Below are 24,329 nucleotides of genomic sequence, written 5' to 3' on the forward strand. Positions count from 1 at the left end.
TTGTCGTCTTCAGTCCTGTGATTCCTTAAGAAGGATCGCTGTGTTGGAGAGTCGATTGAAGAAATCCAAGCGTTCAGCTTCGATCGATAAGAAGACTCGGTAGCAGAGAATTGCGAGAATAGCGATGATGAGGCCTGTCGCGGTCGTGATGAGCGCCTGCCAAATTCCGTCAGCGAGCAGTTCCATGTCGATGCCGCTTCTTGACTGAGCGACCACTGCGAAAGTCTGGATCATGCCGATGATCGTGCCAAGCAGACCGAGAAGCGGAGAGACGCGTCCTAATGTGGCAAGAAGGGCGCAGCGCCTTTCTAAAAACGCGGCTATATCGGTGACGGCTTCCGTTAGGTATCCTTCGTAAAGAGCGGCTTTCTTTTCGCTTTGGAGCGCGTTTGCGTAGGATTTAAGCCAATCGGTTTCGCGGAGGATTTCAGCGGCCTGAGCGTTGTTTCCAGAGCGAACCGCTTCGGAGATTTTTTCGCGCTGAGTCTTATCCGGCATCGGATTCCAGATCAGTGTCAGAGAGCGGTCAATAATGAGCGCGAGCACAATAACAGAGATGAGAAGCAGCGGGATCATGACCCAGCCGCCGGCATAGATCAGAGACATTTTTGTTTCCTTATCGCGGTAGAACCGGCCTGAGGCTTAAGTCCTTTTCCAATAATAGTAAGCCAGCGGTCACATGCGAGTAAATCTTCTCGAGCTTCGCTTACCGTCAGCATCCCGTCCGTATACTGAACCTCGCAGCATCCTTTTTCGCGGACGTCAACAATTCCTTTGGCTCGGAAAATCTTTCGTCCGGACTGCCGAATGATGGTTTCTATTTGATCTAATTCCACGGGTTCGCCGAGCATGACGGAACAAGTTTCATAGACGCTCGCGCCCGGTTTCATCGCAAAGCCCGCGTTGCTGAGAAGCATGGTGTCTTCGCCGGGATTATGTTTTCTCGAAGTAAAGAGACCGTATTTTTTGTCAATCCAGAGATTGAAGAAATGATCGAGCGCGGCGAAGTTGGCGTTTCCGTTGGCGGAAATCACGGTGAGCGCTTTTTTATTCATTGCCCGAAGGCTGTGAACAAGGCCTTCAAGACTATCGTCACAAACCAAATCCGCTTTGCTGATTACGAGCACGTCGGCTCGTTCGATCTGGGCTTTTCTCAGTTTATCGCCGAGGTATTCCGGATGAGAAATCAGGTTTGGAGCGTCCGCGACGGAGACGACGAGACCAATCTTGCAAATGTCGGAGAGTTCTTCAAGTGAGTGCACCACGTTATCAGGATTAGCAAGTCCTGTGGTTTCAAGAATCATTTGATCTGCGGGTGTGCTTTCGATTAAGCGTAGGATGCCGGGACGAAGACTGTCCGACAGAGAGCAGCAGACGCAGCCGTCATTGAGTGCTTCTACACAGGTTTCGTCTCCGATCAGCGCGGTGTCCAGATCGATGTCGCCGAATTCATTTTGAATCACGCCGGTAAAGCGTTCACGGGTATGCAGAAAATTCAGCCAGTTCTGAAGAAATGTGGTTTTGCCGGAACCGAGAAATCCGCAAAGGATATGGATTAAAGGCTGTTCGGCTAAATCAATCTCATCGGGCCGATGGGACAGAGGAGGAGCTTTTAGAGAAATGAAGTCTGAGCCGGTATCCTCTTCTTCGTCTTCAAAGACGGAAAGCCCGAATTCGGCTTCGATGAAATAATTATTTCTATCCGGTGCCGCTCGGCTCTTTAAGACATGCAGCCGGCCTTCTGTCTTGAAGACTTCTGCAAAAGAATGGTACAGAGCGGCAAAAAGCGCTGACAGCATGCGTGCGGGACGCATGGGTCGTTCGGTAAAGCGCGGGTTGCGTTTTGCGGTCCGCATGGAAAGATTAAACCCTTCTTTGTCACGCCTGAAAATCAGGCTGAGTGTTCCGACTCGGAAATCTTCGAATTCTTCGACATATTTGGAAAGTTCCCGAATCTTTGGAATATGGGCGTCGTTTTCGTAAAGCGCTTTCATATCTTCGGTCAGATATGAAAGGGTAGTGTCTTCAACAGGGAAGGCGTATAAGGAGCATGTGGATGCGATCGCCTCATCGTCATACTCTTCTCCGTCGAAGACAATACCGTAGACAAGATCGCTGTTTGCCAGCCTCATGGTCCAGGAAAACTTCCCGGCGTTTGAAGGTAAAAAACCTCGCCATCCCAGACTTCTTGCAACTCTGCGTTCAAGGTGAATCTGCATGAAGAGGTTGTGAAGAAGCGTCGAACCTTCGTTTTGCGACGCAGGGGAAAGATCTCTTGGAATTAAGCAGTCTAACAGCATATTATTTTCTTTCCCCGCCCTCTGCGGGGCGGGTGTTTAAGTCAATCAGCTCGGGAAGACGAGGGTGTCTCCGTTGCCTAAGTAGTTAGTGGTCTTGGAGCGGAACCGAGCCGTGCCCTGCACAACCGGATAGCCGGCGTCCACGAACTTCTGGGCGGTGATGAGGCCGGTACAGTGGTTGCAGCCGACTTTCTCGAGTTCCCACTTCTTCAGACCGATAACAAGGTCGTCATACTTCGGATCCCAGTCATCGAACGGCGAGATGTGCAGACCGCCGTAGAGGCCGTAGAACTTGTCTTTTTCATAGGCAATTTCTTTGTAGGCCGTGTCCGCAAAGAGGATGATGCCCTGATGGCAGCATCCGGTGATGGATACCAGGCCGACATCCTTCACGTTGCAGTACATCGAGAGTTCGCCGTACACCTTGAAGATAATCGGGCATTCGAACTGATAAAGCGCGACACCTTCCTGGATCTTATGGAGTCCCTTCGGAACGTCTGTAACCTTGCCGACGTGACCGCAGTTGGCCATGTAGTGCTTGCCGGAAGGATAGAAAGTTGACGGGCGATAGACCGGGATGTTGGGGCCGTATTTAGCTACAACAGGGAATCCGAAGTAATGGTCCATGTGTTCGTGCGTGGAAATGAAGGCTGCGATCTCGTTGTTGGCGAGCATCTTGTCAATGCCCTCGCGCTTGAAGCACTGGTCCATCCACTGATAGTTCCAGCCGCAGTCAAAGAGATACTTTGTCTTTGTACCATCAAGCGCTTCAATTTCAACGAGGCAGGAATAACCGCCTGCATTGTCCGCGTGTTCGCTCAGTTCACGAGTGATTTCCCATGCTTTGTCCAGATCTTTGGGCAGATACGGAGCGATGTTTTTCATGCCTTCTTCATAGGTGCCTTTGCCCGGACCTTTGCCGTTGCCGAACGGCGGCCAGTTGTACGTGTACTGGTCCACCAGCAGGCCGCCTGAAGCGGTTACGTCCTGCATGAAGATACTGTTGTCGAACCAGCTGGTTTCGGAAATATTGGTGATTTTGACAGACTTGCATACGCCGATGTCTGCAGTGCCGCGATTCACATCGGGAAGGAACGCGGTACGAGCCGGAGAGTAGGAGTATGCGCCCATGGCACCGACTGTGCCAACGCCTGCTCCGAGCGCTAAGCCCTGGATAAAGTTACGTCGTTTCATAATGTGTTCCTTTCTTATTTAATCGACCAATGTGAAGATCTTGCTGCAGATCGGCAGTACCCAGACCACTGCGAAGTAGAACGCGATACCGCAGGCGATGCCGCATACGAGACCGGGGATCATGTCGCCTCTCCAGACAGCGCGTTCTTCAACTTCTTTTTCAAGCAGCTTCACTTCTTCAGCTGTGCGCATGGTTAACTTCCATCCCGGCCAACCGTCCATGAACCACCAGTTGATGAGCCAGATGTCGATGAGCCAAATCATCGGAATCATCGGGAACTGCTGCGGGTGAGAGAAGCCCTTCTGTGTTCCGAGGAAGAAATGACCGTACTTGTAGTACAGGCAGTAAATCGCGATACCGCCGAGCAGAACGATCGTGGAGCGAATCAGAACGTTGACGGGGGTGCTGAATTTACGAGGCCAGTTGCCGCAGTAGAACTGCAGGAAGAGCGCCGGAACGAGGAAGAAGATCGCTGTTTCGCCAACGTGCAGCCAGCGCCAGTCGGGAGCTGCGTCGCGTCTGTGACCGCGAATTGCTTCGCCCCAGGTCAGCTCCTGCATGTACCAGAAGAAGAAGCACAGAGCCCAGGAGATGGCGATGATGCCGAAGAAAAGGGCCAGTCTGCGCAGCCAAGGAGTCTTGATCATTGTGAAGGGATAGCGTTCCCAGATGCCTTCCATGAACCAAACGACGACGGTACAGCACATAATCCAGGCGACGTGGAAGTTTGCGGACACGGTCTGAGCAAATTCTTCCCAGTACGGAGGCGCGATAGAAGTGAAGTACTGCCACGGATAGTAAAGGATGCCCATGTGGTTGTGCATCGTCATGAAGTAAATGACGAAGCTCAGGCAGAATGTGCCGAGCCAAATGGAGAAGCCTCTTGCCGGCTGCTGAAGGTTCTGCCAGGGACGTCCTTCAAGGGCGACGACCCAAGCCGGGGAGATCCAGGAGGCGATCACGGCGAACATCATGCAGGCCTGAGCGGCGTATTCCGTCGCATAGAACTCTGTCAAGCCTTTGAGCTTAAGAAGCTGCTGAGGATTGAAGTACGCAAACGCGGTGTTGCCGAGTACGGCTTGGAAGAAGCCGTGAATCATCATGATCATGATGGCGACCGAGATGAAGGACAGCACCAGACCTTTCTGAAGCGGATGAGCTTTTTCGAGCCAATTGCGCTTGAAGGGCCAGAAGTCAAAAATGTAGGCCATCCAAATTAGGATGATCAGCCACCAGCGGCAGTAGTTATAACCCACATACGGTGTGTAAAAACGCATCACGCCCCGCGGATCCTGGAAGATCCACCAGGTGATGGCAAATATGATGAGAGTGAAGATGAGGTTAGCGATGGGAGCGATGGGACCCGACCACCGCTTGACTAGCTTTCGCTGCTCAAGATAAGGCAATGGATGTGTCATCTTATTTTCCCCTTAGGTTTTAGGTGAACGTACCGTTTAAGGAGACGGTTATTTTTATGTGAGAAGACACGAGCGAAAAAGCTGAAATGTCAGGTCAATAATAGGAGGTCCTACGAATAAATCGTCCCTTTTACTGAGTACACCTCCAGTCTACAAAGCGCACTTGGGTGGGGATATTAGCGTAAACACGCTAGGGAAAACACTTGAGTTTAGGGGATAAACGATTGGAACCGACAAGAATGCTCAAAAATCAGGGAATTCGAGAACGGGAAACTTGGATTTTTTTATCACATCCAAAAGGAAAAATAAAAAAGATATTGGGTGAATATCCTAAACAAATATTTTCATTTATTTACAAATGGGGAGGGGTGTGTTAGAATAAAAAGATATCTTTTGAAAATATGTAGTTAATATTCAAACAGATAAACCTCCTCTTGCTCATGGGCGTGTTCAATAATTATTTCGCCTTCGATTCAATTCTGCTTCCGCAAGATTTTCGGACAAAAGCGTTCTTGATACAAAAGAAATACCTTCCGGCGCAAAATGAAAAAGGCCCGGAAAACCGGGCCTGTCGGACAAATTAAAGCGCTAACGAAAATTATTCGTAAACAACCTTATTGTTCTTCATGAGGGACTGCAGATATTCCTGCTGCTTCTTTAATTCAAGACCTTCCTTTATTTGATTTTTGACGCTGTCAAAGTCGGGGAAGGAAGCGTTGCGAATGTCATTGACTTTGATAATGTGCCAGCCGAATTCGCTCTGAACGGGCTGCTTGCTGACTTCGCCTTTCTTCATGCCTTTAACCGCGTTGGCAAAGGAAGAGACAAACACGGCAGGACGGTTCCAGCCAAGCTCGCCGCCGTTGTCCTTAGCGCCCGGGTCAATTGAGTACTCTTTGGCAAGAGCAGCAAAGTCGCCGCCTTTAGCAAGTTTGTCCTCAATCATTTTCGCGGTCTTCTCGTCTTTGACAAGAATATGGCTTACGTCGAATTCCTGGCTGCCTAAAGCGGCTTTTTCCCGGTCATAACGGTCTTTAACTTCTTTGTCTGTGACCGGATGCTTTGCAAGTTCATCACGCAGAACCGCTTCCTGAAGAATACGGAAGCGAGCATAGTCAAGCGCGAACTGAACTTTCGGATCTTTGGTGATGCCGCGTTTATCCGCTTCCTGTTCTACCAGCGCGTTTGCGACTAGGTTTTCTGTGATCTGCTTGCGTGCCTCAGGAGTGTCTTTACCGCCGTTAGCAATGAGCTGAGCGATCCACTGATCCTGCAGGCTCTTTGGAATCGGTTTGCCGTTAACAGTTGCGATATTCTGAGCGGATACCGTAAATGCAGCACAAGCCAGCACAGAGGCAATAAAAAGTTTTGTTTTAATCATTTCAAGTTCACCGATGAATTAATAGCAACTCGATTCTAGGACGGTTGCAGGATAAATGCTGAGGAGTCATGCCCAAATAGGATTAACTATCAAATTATTTTCAGCAAATGACAATTTTTTTCATTTTTCTCGCCAACGAAACCGCAAAAGTTTGGCCGACTTCGGACGGAGATTGATTTGTTTGAGCTTCAGAGATGGAAGCCGGCAGGAGAGCGAAGTTTGTTCATTTGTCATTTTCTTTGAATAGCGATCTGTAGATGACCTCCAAGACGAACAGCATAGAAGAAATTTTTTAAGAGACGTAATGATCAGACAAATAGGAGGATATACATCTATTACTAAGGAGGTACCCGTCGGTTATTTGTGGGTATTCCTCTTTTCATTATTCAATTCTTACGAGAAACTTAAACCTGCAGTAGCCCCTTTTGTTGCATACATCCTAAGGCCTAACTATGAGAAAACTACAATTTCTACCCCTTGCGGCCGCCCTTTCACTGCTCGGTTTCTTTGGCAGCGCATACGCGGCTCCGGCAGCAGATGCCAACTGTACAGCATGTCATGCCAATATCGGCGCAATGCACAGCGGATCCAAACATGAACAGCTGGCCTGCACAACCTGCCATGATGGTACTGCCGAACATCTGAAGAATCAGAAACAGCATCCGACCGTTTCGATGAACCCGCAGCAGTGCGGCACCTGTCATCAGAACCAGTTCGATTCGATGTACAAAGTTAATTATCACCGCACTGCGCGTGACTCCAAGAAGAATTACGGCAACATCGCGCCGAACCCCTTCTTTGACGAAGCGCTCGGAGCGCACGGCTTTGTGAAGGAGCATGATCTGCCGAGATCTCATGCGTTTGCCGCCGTCGACCAGTTCATTTGCGACCGCGCTTTCGGCGGACGTTTTGAGCCCAAAGAAGGCTGGCTCTTCAGCGGTGACGAAGGCGGATTCTTCGGCGTATGGGAAAAGCTGAACGACACCGTCGAAGGCAACGCTCAGAAGCCGCATAAGCCCGGTACAGCCGCAGCCGCCAATCCCGTCTGCTGGACCTGTAAATCGACTGACGTCATGATGGACTGGGCCTACCTTGGTGATCCTAAAGCCGGAGCCAAGTGGAGCAGAGCTTCCAATCCGGTCGATCTGGTACACAACATCAATCACTCTGTGAACTGCAATATGTGTCATGATCCGCACAGCGCTAAACCGCGTGTTGTTCGAGACGCTTTGATCCAGGCGATGACACGCACCGACTATCCGACTCTGTATTCGGAATCGGCTAACAAGACACCGATCGAAGTGAAGGATATGGGTCTGCGCGGCTTTACCCGCAAGATTGCTATCCTCGGAAAGTCTGACAGCAAATTGATGTGCGCTCAGTGCCACGTTGAATACAACTGCAACCCGGGTACAGATCCCTCGACCGGCAAGCCCATTAAGATGGATGATCCGCGTACGAATCTCTTCCCGCTGGTTGACGTCACGAAGATCGATGATTTCTACAAACACGCTTCTTTCAAGGACTTCAAGCACAATCAGACCGGTGCGCTTCTGACAAAGATGCAGCATCCGGATGCTGAAATCTTCTGGAATTCCAAGCATGACAAACTCGGTATCGGCTGCGCTGCCTGCCATATGCCGAAGGTCAAAGATGCGAACGGAAACGCCTATACATCTCACTGGGCAACGACTCCGAGAGCTTATATCCAGGAAACCTGCCTGCAGTGCCACAAAGATAAGAGCGAAGCTCAGATGAACCGCGTGCTTGACTCCATGAACGCTCATTACATGGGCAAACTGCGCGAAGCCGAAGGTTCGATGAATCAGATGTTCATCGCGTTCCGTCAGGCTAAAGACGCCGGCGTCAGCCCCGATGTCATCAAACAGGCTCAGGATCTGCACTCTGTTGCGCACACCAACTGGGAATGGTGGACTGCCGCCAACGGCGCTTGGTTCCACAATATGCCTCAGGCGAAGGCTTCTTTAGCTAAGTCCGTTCAGGCTTCTCAGCAGGCAACGAAACTTCTTCGCGACGCGGTCGCTGCTAAAACAGCTCCCGCAGCCGCCAAGTAAGCTTCTGCATTAACCCACAGCATTGTCCCGCCCGAGCGGGACAGTGCTCAGGAGAAAACTATGACCGACAACATGTCCCAAATTTTGTTTTACGGAGCGGCTGTCGGTCTTTTACTTATTTTGGAAGCCGCCGTCTGGCGCGGCTTTAAATCTTCGGCAAAGCGCCGCAGCGACTCAGCTTCCGACGCGCTTACGCTGAACCGAATCGTCTATCGCGACGAACTAAACGAACTTAACGCCGATCTCGCTTGCGGCCGCATTACTCAGATGCAGTTTGAAAGCGCTGTGCGTGAGGTTGAACGCAGAGCGCTTGAAGAAAACGCCACAGATGATGCTCTCTCGGTAACCGCTCCGATATGGTCCGACTGCGCATCAAAAGCAATTCTTTTGCTGCTTCCGATTCTTGCGCTGAGCCTCTATTTTCTATTTGCCAATCCGTCGCTAAATAACTACTGCGGAACACCGAACGCGCAGAAGACAGAACAATATGACGCGTCGTACGCCAAAACGGTTCAAAAATATCTTAAAGAATCTCCTAAGGACGTCCGCGCCTGGGTGTCCTTATCAAACTATCATGCTTCCCGACAAGAGCCGAGCAAGGCGCTGGAAGCGATGAACAAGGCCTTTGAATATTCTCCCCGAGGCGTTGCGTCTGAGCCCGGTCACATTCTTCAGAGAGCGCTTCTGATGCTTGACACGCATGACCCGATGCAAAGCGGCAATGCAATGAAAGAAATTGAACGAGCGCTCACGATTGCGCCTGAAGACACGCATATTCTTGAGATTGGCGGAAGCGCGGCTTACACATTAGGTGATTACCGTACCGCAGTGCGGTATTGGAGCACGCTTCTTGAACTGATCGGACGAGAGTCCCCCCGAGCCGCTCAAATCCTCGACGCGATATCGGATGCCCGCAATCGGGAATCTATGAGTTTCGGTTCGATGTTTATTCGCTGACATGCGCTCTGAGCGACATCTCACAGCGCTTGCAGTCAAAGTAGGCGGTCATCTTAATTTTTCCGCTTTTTAGAACAAGAGGTGTCGGCTTAATCTTCTCGCCTCTGGCTTTGGCCTGCTTCGGACAGATATTCATTTCGTGCCGTATGCAGTAGCGGCAGCGCATAACTTCTGCCTCCGTGTCGCCGAGTCCTTTTTCAAAAGCTTCCTGATTCATATGCGCGCCGTGTTTCTCGTAAAACTCACGTGCTTTGCTATTCATCACATTGGCGTGATAGTCGAGTTCCTGAATCGGATATTGGGCGCTGTTTTCAGAAGCCTTCTGAAGGATCGGACGCTTGGCAAGGCGTTCCTTTTCCAGCTTTTTAATTAAATCTCGTCTGAGCTGATTCATGGCGGAGGCGGGGAGGAACTTCACCGCTTCGCACTGAAGCGAAACATCAGAGGCAGTAAAGTCGGAGTTTCCGAGTTTCTTTAACGAGCTGAGCAGCTGCTCCTTGGCCCGTTCTTCGTTTTTTGCGTCCGCAAGATCCGCGTCACTTCGGATTTCAGCCCGATGGTGCTGACCGTCTTCAGCGCAAAGCGTAAGTCCCCTGTCATCCATCTTGGCTTCAATACGGATCGGGATTTTGCGAAGCGCGGTTTCTGCATTCATCTTTTTGACCCACTGCGCGTCCTTATTGCGCATGAGTTTGAGACCGGGTTTTAATCCCGGAATGGAGACGCAGGGTTCGCGCGTAAATACCTCCCAGAGGCCTTCGTCGATAAATTCGGCTCGATTAATCAGGAAACCGGAAAGTTCGCCCGTGTCGCTGAAGAAGGTTAAACCGTCTCCGTTATGAAGTTCTTCTTTGGTTTTTACAGTAAATGAGTTTCTGGATACGGATTTCACCGAACCAATCACAGAACCAGAATTTTTCGGTGTATCCGCGGCACTCATCCTGTCGCTTCTGCCGTTTGTAAAGTAGTCGGTCGCGCCTCGATTAAAAGCGCTCTCGAGTGACGGCTCGAAATTTAAGGTTACGCGGCCGTCGCTTTCCTGTTCAAATTCCGGATGCGTTTCGATAAAACGGTCGATTTCTCTGCGATAGAAAGCGGTAGTGTTTTTAACGTAGGAGAGATCTTTGTAGCGTCCTTCGATTTTGAAGCTTCTGACGCCCGCTCTGATCAGCGCTTCGAGGTTGCCTGACTGATTGTTGTCTTTCAGGGAAAGAACGTGTCTGGAGCGGCACAGCGTCTCTCCGTTCTCTTCCTGTACATCAAAGGGGAGTCTGCAGATTTGCGCGCAGTCGCCTCGGTTGGCGCTTCTGCCTTTAAAGGCCTGGCTGGCGTAGCATTGGCCGCTGTAGCTGACGCAGAGCGCGCCGTGAATAAAGAATTCGATCCTCGCATGGGTGAGCGCCTGTGACATCTCTTGGATTTCTTCAAGCGTGAGCTCCCTCGCCGGCACGATCTGAGAGAAGCCGACAGATTCGAGAAACTGCGCTTTTTCCACCGTACGAATATCGCACTGAGTGGACGCATGCAGCTGAATCGGCGGAAGATCACACATGAGCAGACCCATATCCTGAACAATCAGGGCGTCAACGCCTGCGTCGTATGCCTCATGCGCAAGCCGGGCCGCTTCTTCGAGCTCCCTGTCGCTGAAAATAGTGTTCAGCGCCATATAGACGCGGCCGTTAAAGCGGTGTGCGAAAGCGCACAGCCGTTCAATTTCCGAGATGCTGTTGCCGGCGTTGGCTCTCGCGCTGAAAAGCGGGCCGCCGATATAGACGGCGTCAGCTCCGTGTTTGAAGGCTTCAATACCGATGTCCGCGGTTTTACACGGCGCGAGAAGTTCGAGGATATTGTTCATAAGAAACGAGCCCGCATGCGGGCTCCGTAAAAAGATGGTTTTTAACGGCAGTGATCGTATTCGAGCAGTTTCAGCACTTCTTCCGAATTACGGCGCTGTTTAGCGATGTCGTACGGCGCGAGTTCGTCATTGGTGCAGAAATCCTTGCGAGCGCCGGCCTGAAGAAGCATTTGGACGGTTTTAGCGTCGGCTTCGCGCGCTGCCATGTAGAGCGGCGTGATGCCGCGCAGGGTACGCGCGTTAACGTCCGCGCCCTTGCTGATCAGATAGGCGACCATATCTTTATTGCCGGCAGAGGCGGCATAGTGAAGCGGAGACCAATGACGCGGATTATTGATGTTCGCGCCTCTGGCGATCAGCTTCTTGGCGAGCGGGTTGTCTTTTAAGAAGACCGCGATCATAAGCGGCGTCTCGTTCAGCGCGTTGCCCTGATCAATCTTCAGATTTTTTTGCTTCAAAAGCAGATCGACCACTTTCCCGGAATGGTTGCGAATCGCAAGCATAAGCAGCGGCTCACCTGTTCCGCCAGTCGTTGCCGTGTTGGGATCCAGGCCTTTTTCTAAAAGGGGCGCAAGTGTGTCTGCGTCGTTGGTGACGGCTGCTGTTATCGCTTCATCATAGCTGCCGGCATAAGCCGACACGCTGAATAAAAGGGCGGCAGCTGCCGCAGAAAAATGCTTCAAAATCATAATGTAGCTCTGCTGAAAAGCTTAAAAAAGTTTCTCGTCGAGGCGTCAGCGACCTCGTCAAGTGAAACACCTCTGAGTGAGGCGACCTTCTCGGCGACCAGTCTGACGTAGGAAGGTTCATTTTGTTTGCCGCGATACGGGATCGGAGCAAGATACGGACAATCGGTTTCCACAAGGAAGCGATCCTCCGGTACCCAGGAGGCGACATCCTGGATTTGAGCGGCGTTCTTAAAGGTGACAATGCCGGAGAAAGAGATATATCCGCCAAGGTCAAGCGCCGCCCGCGCCATTTCTTTGTCACTGGTGAAGCAGTGAAGTACAAAGCCGCATTGATCGGCGCCGTGCGAACGAAGAATGTCCATCGTGTCTTCTTTCGCGTCTCTTGAGTGGATGATCAGGGGCAGTTTCGCGATTTTTGCGGCCTCTACGTGCCGCGCAAAGCGCTCCTTCTGATCGTCATACGGCGCTTCTTCGTAGTAGTAATCAAGACCGCATTCACCGATCGCGACGATTTTCTCCGGTTTGGACAATTCGACGAGTTCTTCAATTGACGCCTCATGAGGATCGTCATGCGTACTCGGATGAACGCCGACCGCATACCAAGTATTGGCATGCTCCTGCGTGAATTTCAGACCGCGTTCATATTCGTGAAGCGAACAGCCCGCGATCAGAGTTCCAGCGACATCCGCTTTCTTCATGCGCTCAAAGAGCTCGGGCAGCATGTCCGCAAAGCAGTCGCTGTCAATGTGAGAGTGTGAATCGATCAGCATTTCAGCTCAGGTGTCCGAAATGAATATAGTTGTTTTCAAAGCTCAGATAGCCGCCGCGCTGATTGCCGTTCTCGAAGTCCCAATCGGGAAGTACCCAGCGGTCAAAACGCGAGTCCTCGTTCACATGCGTATGGTGAGCGGGCTTATGCGTATGGCCGTGGATGACGACTTTGCATCCTGCGGAGCGAAGTGACTTCGCGACTTCGGAAACGACCACATCCATATATGCGGCGTCTTTCTTTTGGTTATCGGCTTTGCTTTGTGAGCGAAGTCCGTTGGCCAGTTCGACGCGATACTTCAGCTCTTCCTTGAGGATTTGCTTCTGTACCGCCGGATCGCGCAGCGTGCTTCGGAACTGCTGATAATCATGATCAAGCGTGCACCAGGCATCGCCGTGAGACAAGAGGACTTTTTCCCGACCGATCTGAACCGTGATCGGGTCGCAGAGAATCTGCGCGCCGATCGAAGCGGCGAAATCCGCGCCGAGCAGAAAATCGCGGTTGCCGTGCATGAGATAAATTCGATGTCCGTCGCTGAAGTACTGCTTCAGCGCGCTGATCACGTCGACATACTGCTCAGCCATATCATCTCCGGCCCAGAACTCAAAGAGATCTCCGAGAATGACAAGCTCGCTGAAGCGAGCGGCGTCCGTTTTAAGAAACTTTAGAAAAGCTTCCTTAGTCGCCGGTTTGTCGTTCGAGAGATGAAGGTCCGCGATAAACACCGGGTTCAGAAGAACAGGAATCTTGGAAACACAAATTTCCGAAGGTGCCGCTGCGCTTAATGCCACTTAGATAACCTCAGCTTTTTTGATAATGACGTCTTCGTTGGGAACATCGTCGTAGTAGCCGACGCGGCCGGTACGGACAGTAGCGATTTTATCGACTGCGTCAAAACCGGCGACAACTTTGCCGAATACGGCGTAGCCCCAGCCGTTCATGGTTTCGCTCTTGAAGTCAAGGAACTTGTTGTCAGCGACATTGATGAAGAACTGAGCGGAAGCGGAGTGCGGATCCATTGTACGGGCCATGGAGATGGTGTACTTCTCGTTGGAAAGACCGTTGTTGGCTTCGTTGCGGATCGGATCACGTGTCGGGACTTCATCCATGCCGGGCTTGAAGCCGCCGCCCTGGATCATGAAGCCGGGGATGACGCGGTGGAAAATCAGACCGTCATAGTGACCGTCTTTGACGTACTGCTCGAAGTTTTCCGCAGTGACCGGTGCATTCTTGTAATCGAGTTCGATGTCGATGTTGCCGAAATTTGTTTCTAAACGAATCATTTCTTTTTCCTTATAACTAATTACTTAAGAACTTTAACGCTTTCGATAATAACGGGTCTGGAAGGAACGTCATCATAGAATCCGCGGCTGGTGGTCGGCGTGCGGCCGATTTTGCGGACTACGTCCATGCCCTGAACAACTTTTCCGAAAACTGCATAGCCGTCCTTAGAAGAGTCGCCGTTTAAAAAGTCGTTGTCCTTCAGATTGATGAAGAACTGACTTGTCGCGGAGTTCGGGTCATTGGTTCTTGCCATCGCGATAGAGCCGACGGTGTTTTTAAGACCGTTCTTGTCTTCGAGTTTGATCGGGGCGCCGGTTTTCTTCTGGTTCATGTCTTTGGTAAAGCCGCCGCCCTGAATCATGAAGTTATTGATGACTCTGTGGAAGATGGTTCCGTTGTAAAAACCGGAATTGGCGTATTTCAGGAAATTATCGACCGTGACCGGAGCCGCTTTGCTGTTGAGGTCAACGACAATTTTTCCTTCCGTGGTGTTGATTTCAACCATCGGAGCGGCAAAGGACGCAGCAGAGGCTGCACTCAGCAGGACGGCTGCGACGATTTTTTTTGTTGCGTTCATATTTCTTTTGTCCAAATCAAAAATTCTGAGTCGGTATTGACTCTCTGGTAATTCATTGCACCCATAGCAGGCAAAGGCTTATTCGTCTATCTCTTTGAGTGCCTTTATTTTCTTTTTCAGAGTGGCATTTTTCGGATTCAGTCTTGAGGATTTCTCAAACATCTGAAGCGCCTTAGCCTGATAGATATCGCCAAGGTTTTGGTATGTTGTAGCGTTCATCGCGCCGTTCTGGATCGCTCTTTCAAGAAGTTTCTGCGCATAGCCGAGGTTTCCTTCGCTCGCATAAATCACGGCAAGGTTGTTGTAGGGTTCGGCGACTTCGGGGTACTCACGCGTGAGCTGCTCGAATACCGTTTTTGCTTCCTCTGTTCTGTTCGTATCAGCGAAGATAACGCCGCGCAGGAAGCGAAGATTCAGGTTCTGGGGGTTGGTTGCGAGTTCCTTATCGGCCAGCTCGAGCGCATCCTTATATTTACCGCGGGAAATGAGCTGATTAACCGAGCGGGCCGGATTAATAATTTCAGGCGTACTGTCTCCGAAAAGCGGCACGGCATCCTGAGCATAAGCCGCAGCGGAAAATAATCCGAGGGAAAGAGCGGAAGTGACCAATAATTTTGCCAAGCGCATTACTTAACCTTATTGAATTAAATGCCAAGAATTTTAATGTTAGACGGATTTTTTAGCCAAAATCTCAAGCTCGGCTGAAAACAAATTTTGTTAACAAAAGAATATGATTTTTTGCTTTTGAGGCGCTCTTCATCAAGCGGCCTTCTCACAGTAAAGATTAATAGCGGCTCCGTGCATGGAAACTTGAGTCATTCTGGTCTTTCCGCAGTGACTTTTGTCAATTGTCGAATTTATTGAGCGAACGGATTCCGAAGACGCCTGAAATTGCATTTCTCACGCGGAGAGTTACGGACCTGTCTGATAAAATCAAAAAATTATCCTGGGCGGACTGCAGACTGTCCGTTGACAACCTTAAAGAAGGTAAAGATGGCATTAAAAATCTACAACACACTGACGCGCAAGCAAGAACCGTTTCAATCGATCGAACCCGGAAAAGTCGGGATGTATGTCTGCGGCGTGACGGTGTATGACGACTGCCATATCGGACACGGCAGAACATTTATCGCGTTTGACGTGATTCGCCGCTGGCTGCAGGCAAGCGGCTATGACGTCAAGTTCATCCGCAACGTGACCGATATCGACGACAAGATTATTAAACGCGCAGCTGAGCGCGGCGTGCTTCCTGAAGAACTGGCTAAGAAATATACAGAGCGCATGCAGGAAGACTTCAGAAATCTCGGCTGCTTGGGCCCGACGGTAGAACCGAGAGCGACACAGTACATTCCTAAGATGCTTGCTCTGATCGAGACGTTGGAAGAAAAAGGCTACGCGTATCAGGATAAAAACGGCGACGTGGATTACTCCGTTCGCAAGTTTGCTCCGTACGGACGCCTCTCCGGCAAGAAAGTCGACGAGCTTCAGCCCGGAGAACGCGTGCAGGTTGACGCGGCTAAGAAAGATCCGCTGGACTTTGCGCTTTGGAAGAGCGCTAAACCCGGTGAGCCGATGTGGGATTCTAAGTGGGGCAAGGGACGTCCCGGCTGGCATATCGAATGCTCGGCGATGAGCTGCGACCTGCTTGGAGAAACGTTCGATATTCACGGCGGCGGTCCGGATCTGCTTTTCCCGCACCATGAAAATGAAATCGCTCAGAGCGAAGCCGCAAACGGTAAGAAGTTTGTCAACACCTGGATGCATTCCGGTCCGCTTCGTGTGAATGGCGAGAAAATGAGCAAGTCTCTCGGTAACTTCTGGACGATTCGCGACGCGATGAAGGAAACCAATGAGCACTACGGCGAAAAGAACGGCAGCGAAACACTGCGCTTCTTCCTTTTGAAGTCTCATTACCGCAGCCCGATTGACTTCTCCGCGGCGCTTGTCGAGGACTCTCACGCAGGTCTGATGCGCCTTTACAACGCGCTCAAGAGCACCGCTGCGGATGATCAGCCGCTTGACTGGAATGAAGAGCACGCCAAGCGTTTCAAAGAAGCGATGGACGAGGATTTCAACACCGCCGGCGCGGTGGCTGTTCTCTTTGAACTCGCTAACGCAGTGAACGCGACGAAGTCTTCCGTTCTTGCTAGACAGCTTAAAGAACTTGGCAAAGTTCTCGGTATTCTTCAGCTGGATCCGGAAGTGTTTGTGAAAGGCGCTGTGGCCGAAGTCGACGAGGCTTGGGTCGAATCCATGATTCAAGAGCGTAAAGAAGCCAAAGCGGCAAAAAACTGGGCGCGCGCCGATGAGATTCGTAAAGAGCTCAGCGATAAAGGCATCATTCTTGAAGATGCGCCCGGAGGCGTGACCACATGGCGTAAGGGTCAGCCTTCCGCATAGGTCGTGTTTTATGGCAGCGACAGACGATAAGCCGCAGTGGTGGGATCAGGCTAAGAGAGAACTCTCGGCTGCCGATCCGGTGATGGCCGCGCTCATTGAATCGAGTCCGGACGTTCACCTGATCTGCCGCGGCGATCCGTTTGAGACGCTCTTGCGCTCGGTGGTCGGTCAGCAGATATCAGTAAAAGCCGCGGCGAACATTTGGAATCGCTTTGCCGCGGCCTGTCCGAATCTAGACCCGGAAGTCATTCGCAGAAAGCATCGCAGAACGCTGCGCGCTGCCGGTCTTTCCGAACGTAAAACAGATTTTATTTACGACATATGCCGCTATTTTTCCGAGCGTCAGGACGTAGTCAATCATTTTGAAGAGTTTTCCGATGAAGAGCTGATAAAGGAGCTCTGCACCATTAAGGGAATCGGCCGATGGACTGCAGAAATGTTTCTAATTTTTGCGCTTCGGCGTCCGAACGTTTCGCCTCTTTTAGACTACGGTTTTGTAAAAGCAATCGGCAGAGCTTACTTCGCAGGCGAAGAATTTGACAGTCTTTCAGCGTCAGAACGTCAGAATAAAATTCTTCCCGTTGTGCAGCGTTGGGAGCCATGGAAAACCGCGGCGACGTGGTATCTGTGGCGAAGTCTGAATAACGCTCCGGTTCAGTATTAAAGGCAAAAAATGACAAAAATTACTTATTTGGAATTTGAAAAACCCGCAGCTCAGCTCGAAGAAAAAATTCAGGAGCTTCGGGAAATGAATGAAAAATCCGAAGGCATGGAGCTTCAGAGCGATATCAATCGGCTGGAGAAAAAGAAGCTCAAACTGCTCAAGGATATCTTTGCCAAGCTTTCGCCCTGGGCTATTTCACTTCTTGCGCGTCATCCGCAGCGTCCTTATACGCTCGACTATATTCGCATGCTCTTTACCGATTTTCATGAGCTGCACGGAGACAGAGCTTATGCGGACGACGCTTCGATCGTCGGCGGGATGGCGCGCTTTAACGGTGAACCCGTGATGGTGATCGGTCATCAGAAAGGCAGAGACACCAAAGAGCGTACGCTGAGAAACTTTGGTATGAGCCGACCTGAAGGCTATCGTAAGGCACTTCGCCTGATGCAGACCGCAGAGAAGTTCCGCATGCCGATTTTCACCTTTGTGGATACCCCGGGTGCTTATCCCGGCATTGGTGCCGAAGAGCGCGGACAGTCGGAAGCGATCGGACACAACCTCTATGTGATGAGTCAGCTTAAGACGCCGATTATTACAACGATCATCGGTGAAGGCGGCTCAGGCGGCGCGCTTGCAATCGCGGTCGCCGACATCGTCCAGATGCTTCAGTACTCCACATACTCCGTTATTTCGCCCGAGGGCTGCGCCTCCATTCTGTGGAAGAGCGCCGCAAAGGCGCCGGACGCGGCCAAAGCGCTCGGACTGACCGCGCCTCAGCTTTTTGAAGGTAGGCTCATTGATAAAATCGTAGAGGAGCCGCTCGGCGGCGCGCACCGTGATCCTGAACTGATGGCGCAGAATCTGAAGCGCTCGCTGAATGATTCGCTTCGCACGCTCAAACATCTGAGCGTGGAGGAACTCCTTGAAAAACGCCATCAGAAGCTGATGGATTACGGGAAATATGTCACCGAAGCCTGATATCAAAACTGCTAAACGACACAGAACGCCGGCGATTACCACTCGAGTGAGTGAGTCGCTGGCAGCAATTTCCGGGAAACTGTCTGATAAAGACAGAAGGCTTGAGATCGCAAGCCAAAACCCGCTTCCCAATGTGGTGGTCGCCTTTTCCGGCGGCCTTGATTCCACGGTCCTTCTTCACGCGGTCACTCGTCTTAAAGATAAGAAATTCGGACGCATTACCGCGGTCCACGTTCATCACGGTCTCTCTAAGAATGCCGGAGCATGGGCAGAATTCTGCCAAGATACCGCGAAAAAATTCGGCGCGGAATTTGTCCTGCGCAAGGTCAAAGTTGTGTCTTCCGGCGAAGGTATAGAAGCCGCTGCCAGAAAAGAGCGCTATCGAGTCCTCGAAGAAGTTCTTAAAGAGCAGGGTGCTTCAGCACTATTAACCGCGCATCATCTCGACGATCAGATTGAAACCTTCCTCATTCAGTGGATGCGGGGCGCGGGTCCCGAAGGTTTATCCGCAATGCCCGCTCTCAAGGCGGACAGCGGCGTAGTTATCGCACGTCCTTTTTTGGCGTTCACGCGCAAAGAACTCGAAGAGTACGCCGTCAAGAAACATCTCCAATGGGTGGAAGACGAAAGCAATGAAGATACGGCTTATCTGCGTAACGCTCTGAGAAACATTGTGATTCCGGAGATGGAAAAGGCTCGTCCCGGCTTTAAGACGGCCGCCCAGCGCAGCATAGAACTCGTAGCGGAAGCCTCACAGATATTAAGGGAGACAGCGGCGGAAGATCTGAAAGAGGTGAGCGAGCATGAGACCGGATTCATTTTGCTTGATCGTTTCTTCAAACTGTCTGCTGCTCGTCAGACAAGACTGCTTCGCTTATGGATCAGTCTTCATGGACTTAAGCCGCTGCAGAGGAATCGACTTCTGGAAATTCTGAGACAAATTAAAGAGACGGACAAACAGAGCGTGCTCCTTTTTACGTCTAATGATAAAGAGGTGCGTCGCTACGGAGCCCGACTGATGATTACGGCAAAGGAAAAGCAGGAAACGATTCCGGAGCTCGTTATTCAATGGCAGGGAGAAGAAAGTATTGATCTTCCAGGTTTTGACGGCAGGCTGGTATTTAAAAAAAATCCCATAGGCTTTAATGAAACGTATTTAAAGGCTATGCCGCTGACGGTTAAAACGAGAAGCGGCAGCGCGAAATTAAAGATTCATCCGTTCCGTCCGTCTAAAAAAATCAAGGTTCTCTACAAAGAAGCCAAGATCCCGGATTTTGAAAGAGCTCATCTTCCTCTGATATGGCGTAACGGAAAACTCATCTTTGCCGCCCGACTCGGAGAAGAAATCCGAGAAAAACTAGATGATGACGGAAGTGAGAAGTACAGCATGGAGTTCGTAAAAAATCCCGAACTCAGTCTTTTATAAAGAAACAGCCGGCGTTCGCCGGCTGTACTGTTAAGGCGTCAGCAGCGCCTCAGGATTGTCGAATTCTGCTCCGCTTGCCTTCTCGAAGAGCTCAAGAAGCGATTGGATGGTCAGATTCTTTTTCTTTTCTCCGCCGACATCTACGACGACACGGCCTTCGTGCATCATGATGAGACGGTTGCCAAAGCGCAGCGCGTCCCTCATGTTATGCGTGATCATAAGTGTCGTGAGGTGTCCCTCGGAGACACGTTTCTGCGTGAGTTCAAGAACCTTTTCCGCGGTCTTCGGATCCAAGGCCGCCGTGTGTTCATCAAGCAGCAAAAGTTTCGGACGAACCAGAGTTGCCATAAGCAGCGTGATGGACTGTCTTTGACCGCCTGAAAGCGTTCCGATACGCGTTTCGAGACGGTTCTCCAAACCAAGATCAAGCTCCCTGAGCAGTTCTTTGAACTCCTCAATCTGATTGGCGCTTGAACTCCAGCGAAGCGAAAGCGGTTTGCCGCGTCTGCTTGCCATGGCAAGGTTTTCGGCAATCTGCATTTCTGCGGCTGTACCCTTCATCGGGTCCTGAAAGACGCGACCGATGTAGCGTGCTCGAATATGTTCTGGCATGCGTGTGACATCGTCTCCGTTGATTCGGATCGAACCTTTATCCGGGAAGAACACGCCTGCGATGCAGTTCATCAGTGTAGATTTGCCGGAACCGTTGGAGCCGATAACTGTGACGAAGTCACCTTCCTCGAGTGTCAGATTGACGCCGCGGAGCGCTTTTTTCTCGTTTGGCGTATGCGGAAAAAACGTTTTTCTCAGATCTTTAATCTCTAGCATCGTTTTCTCCTTTTTTCAGAATGGCGAATTTGCCTTTTACCAGCGGCAGAGAAAGTGCGATCGCAACAAGTACGGCGGTAAAGAGTTTGAGATCGTTCGGCGGCATACCAAGCTCCAGAACAACCGCAATGACGATACGGTAGATAATGGAGCCGAGAACAACAGAGATCAGCCAGTTCTTAAAGCTTCTTGTGCCGAAAAGCACTTCACCGATAATGACGGAAGCCAAACCGATGACGATGGTACCCGTTCCCATGCCGACGTCCGCAAAGCCGTTGCTTTGAGCGACGAGCGCGCCGGAGAGCGCGACCAGCGCATTACTGATCAGCAGGCCGAGAATGACCATGATATCGGTATTGACGCCCTGGGCTCTTGCCATCTGGGCATTGCAGCCGGTGGCACGGATCGCGGTACCGAGGACGGTGCCGAAGAACCAGTACATGACAAAGCCGACAGCGGCGGTTGCCACAATCCCGACAATAAGAGTCGCTACTGTCTGAGAGACGCCGAAAGCGTCCATTGTCATCGTAAAGACAGTATCAGCGCGAAGCAGCGGTACGTTCGCTTTGCCCATAACCATTAAGTTGACCGAGTAGAGTCCGATCATGGTCAGAATACCGGCGAGAAGGGCCGGAATTTTAAGCTTTGTTGTGAGCAGCGCGGTTACCGTTCCGCCAATAGCGCCGGCAATGATCGCCATAAGCATTGCGAGCCAGACGGAGTGACCTGCATCGATCAGGGTTGCCGCGACCGCCGCACCGAGCGGGAACGTTCCTTCCACACTCAGGTCGGCGATATCAAGAACTCTGAAGGTCAGGAACACGCCAAGCGCCATGATGGCCCAGAGCAGTCCCTGAGAGACTGTCGAAATAATTAAATCCTGCATTCAAAAACCTTCTACTACTTAACGATCTCGTGGCTAACATCCGCGGGAATCTTCAGATCAAGATTCTTAACGGAAGTTTCGTTAAAGAGCGTTTTGAAATCCTTCTGGAAGCGGATTGGCATTGATTCGGGCTTAGCCTTTCCTTCGAGGATGTCGGCGGCCATGTCACCGGCGATCTTGCCGAGTTCATAGTAGTCAACCGCAATAGCGGCGGTGGCGCCGGATTTAACCATGCCGCCTTCACCGGCAAATACCGGAAGCTTAGCGGGTTCAGTGATCTTAATCAGCGCGGGGACTGCCGAAGCGATGGTGTTGTCCGTCGGGGAGTAGAGGACATCGACTTTGCCGACCAAGCTCTGTGTGGCCTGCTGAATATCGTTCACGCTGGACACTGTTGCCTCACGCACGTTGAGTCCGCGTTTTTTTGCTTCATCTTTAAAGATACCGACCTGGCGTTCGGAATTAATTTCGCTTGAAGAGTAGATAGCGCCGACGTTTTTAGTGTTCGGATAAATCTTGATAATGAGATCCGCTAAATCACCGATCGGGGCCATGTCGGAAGAACCGGTCACGTTGGCGCCGGGCTTGTCGTTGGATTTAACGAGCTTTGCGATTTCGAAGTCTGTCACGGCGGTTGCGACGATCGGAATCGTACGGGTAGCGTTCGCCATTGTCTGAGCGGCCGGCGTCGCGATCGCGCCGATCAGATCAACTTTATTGCTGACAAATCGCTGAGCAATATTTCTCAGATTGGACTGATCAGCCTGTGCGTTTTGGAAGTCAAACTTCACGTTCTTTCCTTCTTCGAAGCCGCGGGTCTTTAATGCGTCCACAAAGCCTTTATTTGCCGCATCAAGGGCTTTGTGTTCTACGAGCTGAACAACGCCGATGCTGTAAGTCTTAGCGGCAGGTGTGCTGCCGGCGGCCGCAGGGGTTGCTTTCTTGTCATCACAAGCTGTGAGCATGAAGGCGGCAGTGAGGGATGCCGCCAAAAGGCATAAACGAGAAATTTTCATTTTTTGACTCTATTTTGGGAGTTTTTGCGAAATATTGAACTAATTTTAACTATTTTATTTCACGGCTCAAAAAGGACAGATATAAAAAAGCGGAAATCACCGTGGATTTCCGCCTTTATGTCCGGCACGGATTAAAGAATCTTGGAAAGGAAATCCTTGGTTCTCTGATTCTTCGGATTCGTAAAGAATTCTTCCGGAGAAGCTTCTTCCAAGATGACGCCTTTATCGACGAAAAGAACACGGTCTCCGACTTCTTTAGCAAATCCCATTTCATGCGTGACAACGACCATTGTCATGCCTTCACGGGCAAGCGACTTCATGACGTCGAGAACTTCCTTAACCATTTCCGGGTCGAGCGCGCTGGTCGGTTCATCAAAAAGAAGGACCTGAGGATTCATGGCGAGTGCTCGGGCGATCGCGACTCGCTGTTGCTGACCGCCGGAGAGCTCATCAGGCATTGAGTCGGCTTTATTTTCAAGACCGACTCGTTTGAGAAGCGCCATTGCTTTTGCCTTGGCTTCTTCCTTTGTTTTTCCTCTGACCTGCATCGGAGCGAGCATGATGTTCTCGAGGACCGACATATTCGGGAAGAGGTTAAAGCGCTGGAAAACCATCCCGACCTCGCGGCGGATGGCGTTCAGGTTTGCTCCTTCCTCGAGCACAATCCCGTCGATTGTGATTTTGCCGCCGCTGGGCACTTCGAGATGGTTCAGGCAGCGCAGGATGGTACTTTTACCGCTTCCGGAAGGTCCGATAATTACAACGACTTCTTTTTCCTTAACTTCGAGGTTGACGTCGTGAAGGACCGTGACATCGCCGAACTTCTTACTGAGGTGTTCGACTTTAATCATTGTGCGCGGTTCAGATGTTGTCTGGGTTGTACTCATAATTAATTCTTTCTGCCTTTGTTAAAGCGTTTCTCAAGAAGAGCAACTAATCTGGAGATAGCTATTGTCATGACCAAGTAGATGATCGCAACGGCCGTCCAAATTTCGAAGGACGCATATGTTCTGGAAATAATCAGCTGACCGGTTCTTGTCAGTTCCTCGAAGCCGATCACAGAAACAAGAGACGAGTCTTTCAGCATGGCGATGAATTCATTGCCGAGCGGCGGAATAATGCGTTTAAACGCCTGCGGCATGATGACAAAGCGCATTGCTTTGAACCAGCTGAGACCGAGTGCGCGGGACGCTTCCATTTGTCCTTTGTCGATACTTTGGATACCGGCTCTGAAGATTTCTGCGACATAGGCGCCGCTGTTAATGGAACAGGCTCCGACGGCGGCCATAAACGGGTCGATACGGTGGCCGATAAGCTGAGGCAGGGCAAAGTAGACGATGAAAATCTGTACCAGCAGAGGAGTGCCTCGGATACAGTCAACGTAGACAGCGGCGAGTCCGCGGATCAGTCTATTGTTTGCAAGTCTGGCGACACCGACGAACATACCGATCAGAAGACCGAGTCCAACAGCAAGTGCGGTGATTTCGAGTGTAACGCCTGCGCCTTTTAGGAGGAGAGGCAGGTTGTCTGTAATAATGCTTAGGTTCAGATCCACAGCCATTGTTATTATTTCAAATCAAAGATGAAGATATGAGAACGGCAGGAACATAGGTTCCTGCCACTGTCAGACT

The 24,329-nt window shown here is 50.9% G+C and carries 23 protein-coding genes; 6 read left to right on the top strand and 17 right to left on the bottom strand.

Annotation, left to right across the window (positions count from 1 at the left end; all coding sequences use genetic code 11):
* Positions 1-9 precede the first annotated feature (9 nt).
* The 5 genes from NFR90_RS01535 to NFR90_RS01555 all read right to left on the bottom strand — a co-directional run bounded on the left by NFR90_RS01535 (position 10) and on the right by NFR90_RS01555 (position 6,294).
* A complete protein-coding gene (locus tag NFR90_RS01535; RefSeq protein ID WP_160334379.1) occupies positions 10-606 on the bottom strand; it encodes a MotA/TolQ/ExbB proton channel family protein in 597 nt (198 codons plus the stop codon).
* Complete coding sequence (locus tag NFR90_RS01540) at positions 597-2,300, bottom strand: CobW family GTP-binding protein (protein WP_251449986.1); 1,704 nt, start codon at positions 2,298-2,300, stop codon at positions 597-599. The genes NFR90_RS01535 and NFR90_RS01540 overlap by 10 nt, the downstream gene beginning before the upstream one ends.
* Positions 2,301-2,345: 45 nt before the next feature.
* On the bottom strand, positions 2,346-3,494 hold the full coding sequence (locus tag NFR90_RS01545) for an MBL fold metallo-hydrolase (protein WP_160334377.1): 1,149 nt from the start codon (positions 3,492-3,494) through the stop codon (positions 2,346-2,348).
* 18 nt (positions 3,495-3,512) lie between these two features.
* The gene (locus NFR90_RS01550) at positions 3,513-4,913 is read right to left on the bottom strand and encodes a hypothetical protein (RefSeq protein ID WP_160334376.1); all 1,401 of its coding nucleotides are present in this window, start codon (positions 4,911-4,913) and stop codon (positions 3,513-3,515) included.
* A gap of 598 nt (positions 4,914-5,511) precedes the next feature.
* Positions 5,512-6,294 (bottom strand): peptidylprolyl isomerase, encoded by a 783-nt coding sequence (locus NFR90_RS01555; RefSeq protein WP_251449988.1) that lies wholly within the window; start codon positions 6,292-6,294, stop codon positions 5,512-5,514.
* Between the two features lie 452 nt (positions 6,295-6,746).
* Here NFR90_RS01555 and NFR90_RS01560 point away from each other — a divergent pair, with 452 nt between their 5' ends.
* The gene (locus NFR90_RS01560; RefSeq protein ID WP_251449990.1) at positions 6,747-8,369 is read left to right on the top strand and encodes an ammonia-forming cytochrome c nitrite reductase subunit c552; all 1,623 of its coding nucleotides are present in this window, start codon (positions 6,747-6,749) and stop codon (positions 8,367-8,369) included.
* 60 nt (positions 8,370-8,429) lie between these two features.
* Positions 8,430-9,326 carry a c-type cytochrome biogenesis protein CcmI gene (gene ccmI / locus NFR90_RS01565; RefSeq protein WP_251449992.1) on the top strand — a complete coding sequence of 299 codons (897 nt, stop codon included), beginning with the start codon at positions 8,430-8,432 and terminating at the stop codon, positions 9,324-9,326.
* Here ccmI and NFR90_RS01570 read toward each other — a convergent pair.
* The 7 genes from NFR90_RS01570 to NFR90_RS01600 form a co-directional block, all read right to left on the bottom strand.
* Complete coding sequence (locus NFR90_RS01570) at positions 9,316-11,181, bottom strand: peptidase U32 family protein (protein WP_251449994.1); 1,866 nt, start codon at positions 11,179-11,181, stop codon at positions 9,316-9,318. The two genes, ccmI and NFR90_RS01570, sit on opposite strands and share 11 nt — an antisense overlap.
* Before the next feature lie 41 nt (positions 11,182-11,222).
* Positions 11,223-11,870, bottom strand: coding sequence for an ankyrin repeat domain-containing protein (locus tag NFR90_RS01575; RefSeq protein WP_251449996.1), 648 nt, complete (start codon positions 11,868-11,870; stop codon positions 11,223-11,225).
* Positions 11,867-12,640: a TatD family hydrolase gene (locus NFR90_RS01580; RefSeq protein WP_251449998.1), complete on the bottom strand. Its 774-nt coding sequence runs from the start codon at positions 12,638-12,640 to the stop codon at positions 11,867-11,869. Before NFR90_RS01580 ends, NFR90_RS01575 begins: the two co-directional genes overlap by 4 nt.
* A gap of 1 nt (position 12,641) precedes the next feature.
* Positions 12,642-13,430 carry a UDP-2,3-diacylglucosamine diphosphatase gene (locus tag NFR90_RS01585; protein ID WP_251450001.1) on the bottom strand — a complete coding sequence of 263 codons (789 nt, stop codon included), beginning with the start codon at positions 13,428-13,430 and terminating at the stop codon, positions 12,642-12,644.
* Positions 13,431-13,922, bottom strand: a complete 492-nt coding sequence (locus tag NFR90_RS01590; protein WP_251450003.1) for a peptidylprolyl isomerase — start codon at positions 13,920-13,922, stop codon at positions 13,431-13,433. It abuts the gene before it with no gap.
* Between the two features lie 20 nt (positions 13,923-13,942).
* Complete coding sequence (locus NFR90_RS01595; RefSeq protein WP_251450005.1) at positions 13,943-14,500, bottom strand: peptidylprolyl isomerase; 558 nt, start codon at positions 14,498-14,500, stop codon at positions 13,943-13,945.
* A 78-nt stretch (positions 14,501-14,578) separates the two neighbouring features.
* Positions 14,579-15,127 carry a tetratricopeptide repeat protein gene (locus NFR90_RS01600; protein ID WP_251450007.1) on the bottom strand — a complete coding sequence of 183 codons (549 nt, stop codon included), beginning with the start codon at positions 15,125-15,127 and terminating at the stop codon, positions 14,579-14,581.
* A 366-nt stretch (positions 15,128-15,493) separates the two neighbouring features.
* Between NFR90_RS01600 and cysS the strand changes: the two genes are divergently transcribed.
* Genes cysS through tilS form a run of 4 tightly spaced genes read left to right on the top strand, consistent with a single transcriptional unit; the run spans position 15,494 to position 19,968 of the window.
* Positions 15,494-16,900 carry a cysteine--tRNA ligase gene (gene cysS / locus NFR90_RS01605; protein WP_251450009.1) on the top strand — a complete coding sequence of 469 codons (1,407 nt, stop codon included), beginning with the start codon at positions 15,494-15,496 and terminating at the stop codon, positions 16,898-16,900.
* A 10-nt stretch (positions 16,901-16,910) separates the two neighbouring features.
* Complete coding sequence (locus tag NFR90_RS01610; protein WP_160336178.1) at positions 16,911-17,564, top strand: DNA-3-methyladenine glycosylase family protein; 654 nt, start codon at positions 16,911-16,913, stop codon at positions 17,562-17,564.
* Positions 17,565-17,573: 9 nt separating this feature from the next.
* Positions 17,574-18,542: an acetyl-CoA carboxylase carboxyltransferase subunit alpha gene (locus NFR90_RS01615; protein ID WP_251450011.1), complete on the top strand. Its 969-nt coding sequence runs from the start codon at positions 17,574-17,576 to the stop codon at positions 18,540-18,542.
* Positions 18,526-19,968: a tRNA lysidine(34) synthetase TilS gene (tilS, locus tag NFR90_RS01620; protein WP_251450013.1), complete on the top strand. Its 1,443-nt coding sequence runs from the start codon at positions 18,526-18,528 to the stop codon at positions 19,966-19,968. Before NFR90_RS01615 ends, tilS begins: the two co-directional genes overlap by 17 nt.
* Positions 19,969-19,998: 30 nt before the next feature.
* Here tilS and NFR90_RS01625 read toward each other — a convergent pair whose 3' ends face one another.
* The 5 genes from NFR90_RS01625 to NFR90_RS01645 all read right to left on the bottom strand — a co-directional run bounded on the left by NFR90_RS01625 (position 19,999) and on the right by NFR90_RS01645 (position 24,259).
* Entirely contained in the window at positions 19,999-20,796 is a 798-nt protein-coding gene (locus NFR90_RS01625) for an ABC transporter ATP-binding protein (protein WP_251450015.1), read from the bottom strand.
* Positions 20,783-21,682: an ABC transporter permease gene (locus NFR90_RS01630; RefSeq protein ID WP_160336182.1), complete on the bottom strand. Its 900-nt coding sequence runs from the start codon at positions 21,680-21,682 to the stop codon at positions 20,783-20,785. The genes NFR90_RS01625 and NFR90_RS01630 overlap by 14 nt, the downstream gene beginning before the upstream one ends.
* A 14-nt stretch (positions 21,683-21,696) precedes the next feature.
* Positions 21,697-22,698 carry an ABC transporter substrate-binding protein gene (locus NFR90_RS01635; RefSeq protein ID WP_251450017.1) on the bottom strand — a complete coding sequence of 334 codons (1,002 nt, stop codon included), beginning with the start codon at positions 22,696-22,698 and terminating at the stop codon, positions 21,697-21,699.
* A gap of 131 nt (positions 22,699-22,829) precedes the next feature.
* The gene (locus NFR90_RS01640) at positions 22,830-23,549 is read right to left on the bottom strand and encodes an amino acid ABC transporter ATP-binding protein (protein WP_160336192.1); all 720 of its coding nucleotides are present in this window, start codon (positions 23,547-23,549) and stop codon (positions 22,830-22,832) included.
* 38 nt (positions 23,550-23,587) lie between these two features.
* Positions 23,588-24,259, bottom strand: a complete 672-nt coding sequence (locus NFR90_RS01645; protein WP_160336184.1) for an amino acid ABC transporter permease — start codon at positions 24,257-24,259, stop codon at positions 23,588-23,590.
* Positions 24,260-24,329 lie beyond the last annotated feature (70 nt).

The sequence above is a fragment of the Parasutterella muris genome, from assembly GCF_943193095.1.
GTDB lineage: Bacteria > Pseudomonadota > Gammaproteobacteria > Burkholderiales > Burkholderiaceae_F > Parasutterella > Parasutterella muris.